The sequence below is a fragment of the Agromyces tardus genome (assembly GCF_003710805.1).
In the GTDB taxonomy this organism is placed as follows: Bacteria; Actinomycetota; Actinomycetes; order Actinomycetales; family Microbacteriaceae; genus Agromyces; species Agromyces tardus.
Genome location: NZ_RHHB01000048.1, coordinates 20,279 through 27,008 on the forward strand (window position 1 = coordinate 20,279; position 6,730 = coordinate 27,008).

General features: G+C 70.4%; 5 protein-coding genes and 1 pseudogene. 2 read left to right on the plus strand and 4 right to left on the minus strand.

The genetic code is table 11. The features are described 5' to 3' along the window. Positions 1-18: 18 nt before the first annotated feature. From EDM22_RS16195 to EDM22_RS16210, 4 genes are all read right to left on the minus strand, one after another. Complete coding sequence (locus EDM22_RS16195) at positions 19-1,554, minus strand: GH1 family beta-glucosidase (protein ID WP_122938122.1); 1,536 nt, start codon at positions 1,552-1,554, stop codon at positions 19-21. Beyond that, complete coding sequence (locus EDM22_RS16200; RefSeq protein ID WP_122938123.1) at positions 1,551-2,459, minus strand: carbohydrate ABC transporter permease; 909 nt, start codon at positions 2,457-2,459, stop codon at positions 1,551-1,553. The genes EDM22_RS16195 and EDM22_RS16200 overlap by 4 nt, the downstream gene beginning before the upstream one ends. Then, the gene (locus tag EDM22_RS16205) at positions 2,456-3,595 is read right to left on the minus strand and encodes a carbohydrate ABC transporter permease (RefSeq protein ID WP_170964170.1); all 1,140 of its coding nucleotides are present in this window, start codon (positions 3,593-3,595) and stop codon (positions 2,456-2,458) included. The genes EDM22_RS16200 and EDM22_RS16205 overlap by 4 nt, the downstream gene beginning before the upstream one ends. Positions 3,596-3,672: 77 nt before the next feature. Continuing rightward, entirely contained in the window at positions 3,673-4,953 is a 1,281-nt protein-coding gene (locus EDM22_RS16210) for an ABC transporter substrate-binding protein (RefSeq protein ID WP_376917872.1), read from the minus strand. A 258-nt stretch (positions 4,954-5,211) separates the two neighbouring features. On the opposite strand from EDM22_RS16210, the gene EDM22_RS16215 reads away from it, so the two are divergent. Together EDM22_RS16215 and EDM22_RS19685 are read left to right on the plus strand one after the other, a co-directional pair. Further along, positions 5,212-6,006 carry a M15 family metallopeptidase gene (locus EDM22_RS16215; protein WP_122938124.1) on the plus strand — a complete coding sequence of 265 codons (795 nt, stop codon included), beginning with the start codon at positions 5,212-5,214 and terminating at the stop codon, positions 6,004-6,006. A gap of 4 nt (positions 6,007-6,010) precedes the next feature. Further along, positions 6,011-6,730: pseudogene (locus EDM22_RS19685) on the plus strand (MFS transporter); the annotation flags it as partial.

The following is a 6,730-nucleotide window of genomic DNA, read 5'->3' on the forward strand; positions in this document are numbered from 1 at the left end:
TTCGGTGGTCCGAGGCGATCAGACCGCAGGCGCCGCGGATGCCGCGGGCAGCGCGCGGTCGCGGATGACGCGCCGGTACGCCAGTCCGCTGTCCTTCACGGTGCGCTCCTGCGTGTCGTAGTCGACGCGCACGAGCCCGAACCGCTTGTCGTAGCCCCACGCCCACTCGAAGTTGTCCATGAGCGACCAGTAGAAGTAGCCGTGCACGGGCGTGCCGCCCTCGATCGCGTCGAGGATGGCGCCGAGGTGCGCGTGCAGGAACTCGGTGCGCTCGGCGTCGTGCACGCTGCCGTCGGGGGCGACGTCGTCGTCGTAGGCGGCGCCGTTCTCGGTGACGAAGAGCTTCACGCCCGCGGCATCCGCGTACTCTCGGTGCACCCGGTCGAGCAGCTCGCGCAGGCCGTCGGGCTGCACCTCCCAGCCCATCGCGGTGCGGGGCAGGCCCTGCGCGTGGAAGTGCACGTTCTCGGCGGCGGGGAACGGCGAGCGGATGGCGCGATCGGTGGGCGCCTCGCCGGCGATCGGGTGCTCCGCCGGCCGGTCGCTCACGAACTCGCCGTGGTAGTAGTTCACGCCGAGCGCGTCGATGGGCGTCGAGATCATCTCGAGGTCGCCAGGGCGGATCACGTCGCGCAGGCCGAGGTGCCCGACATCCGCCAGCAGGTCGCCCGCGTAGTGCCCGCGGAAGATCGGGTCGAGGAACACGCGGTTGAACTGGCCGTCGATGCGACGGGCGGCGTCGAGGTCGCCCGGATGCGTCGGATCGACCGGCTTCGCCACCGTGAGGTTGAGCGTGATGCCGAGCTCGAGCGAGGCGTCGCGCTCGCGCAGCGCCTGCACGGCGAGGCCGTGGCCGAGCATGAGGTGGTGGGCCGCGGCGAGACCCGCAGCGACGTCCTGACGGCCCGGTGCGTGCGCCCCGCCCGTGTAGGACAGGAACGACGAGCACCAGGGCTCGTTGAGCGTCGTCCACACGCCGACGCGGTCGCCGAGCGCGTCGTGCATCGTGAGCGCGTAGTCGCGGAACCGGAACGCGGTGTCGCGGTTCGCCCAGCCGCCCTGCTCCTCGAGGGCCTGCGGCAGGTCCCAGTGGTAGAGCGTGAGCCACGGCTTGATGCCGGCGCCGAGCAGCTCGTCGACGAGCCGCGAGTAGAAGTCGACGCCCTCCGGGTTCACGGCCCCGCCGTCGGGACGCACGCGCGCCCACGACGTCGAGAAGCGGTAGGTCTGCAGGCCGAGCTCGCGCATGAGCGCGACATCCTCGGGGTACCGGTGGTAGTGGTCGCAGGCGACGTCGCCGTTGTCGGCGTTGATCACGGCGCCGGGCACGCGGCTGAACGTGTCCCAGATCGAGTCGGTGCGTCCGCCCTCGTGGGCGGCGCCCTCGATCTGGTAGGCGGCGGTCGCCGCGCCGAACAGGAACCCGTCGGGGAAGCGCCGGCCGACGGATGCCGCGGCGGCACCCGGCGCGGTCGCGGCATCCGATGCCGGGGCCGTCGTGGCCAGGTCGGGCGCGAACCCGGTCTCGATCGTGGGGTGGTGGACGGTGGTCATCCCTTGACGGCTCCTTGCATGATTCCGGAAACGAGCTGCTTGCCGGCGAAGGCGAACAGCAGGAGGAGGGGCACGGTCGACAGCAGCACGCCGGCGAGCACGATCGAGTAGTCGACGAAGTAGTTCGACTGCAGGAGCGAGAGGGCGACGGGCAGCGTCGGGTCGTTGCGATCCAGCACGATGAACGGCCAGAAGAAGTTGTTCCACGCCGACACGAACGTGAAGAGGCCGAGCATCGCCGCGGCGGGACGCGCGGCCGGCAGGCCGACGGTGAGGAACGTGCGGAACGAGCTCGCGCCGTCGACGCGGGCCGCCTCGATGAGCTCGTCGGGCACGGCCTGCTGCAGGTACTGCGTCATCCAGAACACGCCGAACGCGCTCGTGAGCGCCGGGATGATGATCGCGCCGATGTTGCCCGTCCAGCCCAGATCGGCGAACAGGATGTAGAGCGGCACGACGCCGAGCTGGGTGGGCACCGCCATGGTGGCGACGACGAAGACGAGCAGCCACCTGCCGCCGCGGAAGCGCAGCTTCGCGAACGCCCACCCGGCGAGCGTCGAGAAGAACACCACGGAGAGGGCGATGAGCGTCGAGCTGTAGATCGAGTTCCACAGCGCCCGCCAGAAGTTGACGGCGGGGTCGTTGATGACGGATGCCGCGTTCGCCAGGAAGTTGCCGCCCGGCAGCCACGACATGTTCGGGTCGCGGATGGTGGAGGCGTCGCCCGAGCCGATGAGGAACGACCAGTAGAACGGGAAGATCGCCGAGCCGAGCACGATCGCGAGGGCCGAGTACACGAACCAGCCGGGGCGGGAGCCGCGCACGACCGTGGCCCTGCGGCGCTTCGGCGCGTTGGGGATGTTCTCCTCGGCGATGGCGAGGGGCGGGGGGTTCAGGACGGTCATCGCGGCACCTCCGGGGTGTCGATGGTGGTGTCGGTGGGCGCGGGCCCGGGCTCGGGCTCGGCGGTGGCCTCGGTGCGGGCCGCGAGGCTGCGTCGGGCGGATGCCGCGGCGCGGCGCTGCTCGCGGCGGGTGCCCGCGTCGCGCCGGCCCTCGTCGCGCACCACCCGCTGGGTCACGAGCAGGTTGATCACGCCGATCGCGAGGATGATGAGGAACAGGATCCAGGCGAGCGCGGCGGCGCGGCCGAAGTTCCACTGGCCCCAGCCGATGTCGTAGAGGTAGAGGGTGATCGTGAGCCATTGCGAGTCCGCGCCGCCGGTGCCGTACTGGTCGTACATGCGCGGCTCGTCGAAGATCTGCAGGCCGCCGATCGTCGAGGTGATGATCACGAAGATCAGGGTCGGGCGCAGGCTCGGCACGGTGATGGCCGTGAACTGGCGGAACTTGCCGGCGCCGTCGATCGCCGCGGCCTCGTAGTAGTCGCGCGGGATCGCCTGCATCGCGGCGAGGAGGATGAGGGTGTTGTAGCCCGTCCAGCGGAAGTTGACCATCGTGGCGATCGCGATGTGGCTCGCGAACGCATCGCTGTGCCACGGCACGGGCGGGATCCCGACGTTGCCGAGCAGCGTGTTCACCAGGCCGTACTTGTCGCCGAACATGTTGCTGAAGATGAGGGCGACGGCGACGGGCGCCATCACGTAGGGGAGCAGGACGCCCATGCGCCAGAAGGTCTTGGCGCGGATGTTCTGGTCGAGCATCGCCGCGATGAAGATCGCGAGCAGGAGCTGGGGGACGCTCGAGAGCAGGAAGATGCTGAAGGTGTTGCGCAGGGCGATCCAGAACTTCGGCTGGCCCAGCACGTAGACGTACTGGTCGAAGCCGATGAACGTGCCCGTGTTGCGCACGAGGTCCCAGTCCATGAAGGAGATGACCGCCGTGTAGGCGATCGGGAACAGCCCGATGACGATGAAGAGGATGAAGAACGGCGAGATGTAGAGGTAGGGCGACAGCTTCAGGTCCCACTTGGTGAGACGGTGCCCGAACGCGATCCGCTTCGGCTGCCGCGGGGTCGGGCTGGTGCTCGGCCCATCGGGCCGGGCGTCGGAGGACGGCGGGGCGGTTGCGGTCGAGGTCACGGTCGTTCCTTACGTTCCGGTTCGGTGCGAGCGGGGAGCCGCGGTGGCCGGGTCGCCCCGGCCACCGCGGTGGTCGCTCAGCCGATGGCCTGGACCTCGGAGACCCACTGGTCCCACGACGCCTGCTTGTCCTGCGTGCCGTCCTCGACACGGGTCAGGGCCTTCTGCATGGCGTCGTTGATCTGGAAGTAGAACTCGCCCTTGAACGGCGCCACGTCGACCGCCTTGGCGCGATCGGTGAAGATCTGGCCGACGGGGGCGTTGTTGAAGTACTCGTTCACGTAGCCGGTGAGCGCCTCGTCGCTGTAGGCCTCGGTCTGGCTCGGGAACGTGCCCGCGTTGACGAATGCCTTGATCTGCTGCTCGGGAGCGGTCAGCCAGTCGGCCAGCTTCTGGGCCTCCTTGACGTGCGCGCCGTTGGCGGGAACGGTCAGGTACGAGCCGCCCCAGTTGCCGCCGCCGTTCGGGAAGACGTTCGCGACGTCCCAGCCGGTGACGCCCTCGGCGTTGCCCGAGATGACGCCGAGCATCCAGCCCGGGCAGAGCATGGTCGCGTAGGCGCCGTTCGACAGGCCGGCGAACCAGTCGTCGCTCCACTGGCCGAGGTGCGCCGACTGCGTCGCGCTGGCGTCGAGCACCTGGTTGTAGAGGTCCTCGACCTCGGCGTTGTCGGTCGCGATGATGTCGCCCGAGTCCGGATCCTCGTAGGCGGCTTCGACCTGGTTGATCATGCCCTGGTACGTGCCTCCGGCTGAGTCGAAGAAGGCCTTGCCGGTCTTCGCCGTGTAGTCGGCGCCGACTTCGAAGTACTTGGCCCAGTCGCCCTCGAGGAGCTTCGCGACCTCCTCGCGGTCGGTCGGCAGGCCGGCGGCGGCGAACAGGTCGGAGCGGTAGCAGACGCCCTCGGGGCCGATGTCGGTGCCGTAGCCGATGAGGCGGCCGTCGGCGTCGGTGGCGGCGTCGACCTTCCAGTCGAGCCAGCGGTCCTTGACGTCGGCGGGCACCTCGGCGAGCAGGTCGGAGTACTGCATGACCTCGGGCAGCCAGTCGACCTCGATTGCCTCGACGTCGGCGAGGCCCTTCTTGCCGAGCTTCTGGAAGTAGTTGGCGCGGGCGTCGTTCGACGTCGCTGCCTTGTTCTGGACGACGGTGACGTTCGGGTTCTCGTCCATGTACTCCTGGAGGAGCTCGTCGGTGTAGCCGAAGTCGTTGAACGTCGCGACGGTCAGCTCGATCGGCCCGTCGGCCGAGTCCGCGCCGGCGTCGCCGCTTGCGCAGCCGCTGGCGAGCAGGGCGATGGATGCGGCGCCGGCAACGGCTGCGAGCGCCTTGGTGCGTCGTGAAAGCTTCACGGTCACTCCCTTGTGTGCGTGGTGGTGGAAGGGTCACGTGAGGACGCGTTCCACCGAGTGGTGAGAGCGCTCTCACGATGCAGGGATGATGCTAAGCGCGTGTCGGACGCGATGTCAAGAGAGCGCTCTCACGGGCTCCATCCGTTACCGAAGCGTGATCGGCCGGTGGCCGGGCCGACGCCCCTCCCGTGGCGGCGGACCGCGCCCGGATCGGCCGGAGGGATCTCGTCCGCCGGGCAGTCGCGTCGGGTACCGTGGACTGACATGAACGGGAACCCTTCGGCGCGCGTGCGGCGCAATCGCATCATCCTCGTGGTGGTGCTCGCCGCGGCCGCCGTCGTCGCGCTCGGAGCGGGTCTCCTGCTCGGCGGGGGCGGCCCGTTCGCCGCCGCGAAGGGGGCCGGTTCCACCCCCACTCCCACCGAGACCGCTCGCCCCGCACCGGCCTCGACCGCGCCGCCGGCATCCGTCGACACCTTCGACCGCGCCAAGTTCTCGCTCGACGACCCGAACAGCATCTGGGTCGTCGTGAACAAGCTCCGCCCGATGAATCCGCAGGACTTCGTGCCGTCCGACCTCGTGCCCGTCGACGTGCCGTACACGAACGAGCCCGAGCTGCGCCAGGAGGCGGCGGACGCCGTCATCGCGATGTTCCAGGCGGCCACCGATGAGGCCGGCCTCACGCTCGCCTCGAACAGCGCCTACCGCTCGTACGAGACGCAGGTGAACGTCTACGACGGCGACGACACCCTGACGGCGCGACCCGGCTTCAGCGAGCACCAGACCGGGCTCGTCATGGACATCGGCGCCGAGTCGGGCGAGTGCTCGCTCGACCCCTGCTTCGCGGACACCCCCGAGGGTGCGTGGCTGCGCGACAACGCGTGGCGCTTCGGGTTCATCCTGCGCTACCCGGCCGACAAGACGGACATCACCGGCTACGCGTTCGAGCCATGGCATTTCCGGTACGTGGGCGTCGAGCTCGCGACCGAGATGCACGAGACGGGCGTCACCACCCTCGAGGAGTTCTTCGGGCTTCCGCCCGCTCCGAACTATGAGTGAGCGGATGCCGCGGCCGCGCGTCGCACGGACTCCTCGCCGCCGCCTCGCGCTCGGCCTCCTCATCGCGAACCAGTTGCTCGCCGGCGTGGGCGTGGCCTCGGCCATCTCGATCGCCGCGATCCTCGTCGCCGACCTCACCGGGGTCACGGCGCTCGGCGGACTCTCCCAGTCGGCGAGCGTGCTCGGATCGGCGGCCGCCGCCGTGCCGCTCGCGCGCCTCGCCGTGCGATCGGGGCGGCACGTGGCGCTCGCCACGGGCTATGCCTTCGCGTGCGCCGGCGCCGTGCTCGTGATCGCGGCCGCGACGAGCGGCCTCATCCTGCTCGTCTTCGTGGGCCTCGCCGCCTTCGGCGCGGGCGCGGCGGCCGGGCTCCAGGCGCGGTTCGCCGCGACCGAGGTGGCGTCGCCCGGCTACGAGGCGCGCTCGATGTCGCTCGTGCTGTGGGCGACGACGATCGGCTCCGTCGCGGGCCCCCTGCTCTCGCAGTCGGGCGATACGCTCGGCCGGGCGCTCGGGCTGCCGCCGCTCGTCGGCCCCTTCCTCATCTCGGCCGCGGTGTTCGCGGCGTCGACGGTCCTCGCGGCGACCGTGCTGCGGCTCCCGAAGGCCGGTCAGCTCGCGACGGATGTCGCGGACGCGGCGGCGCCCGCCACGGCGCCCGCCGCATCGCCCGCACCGGCGTCCGCCTCTGCGCCCGCTCCCGCGCCGGCCCCTGCTGCCGCT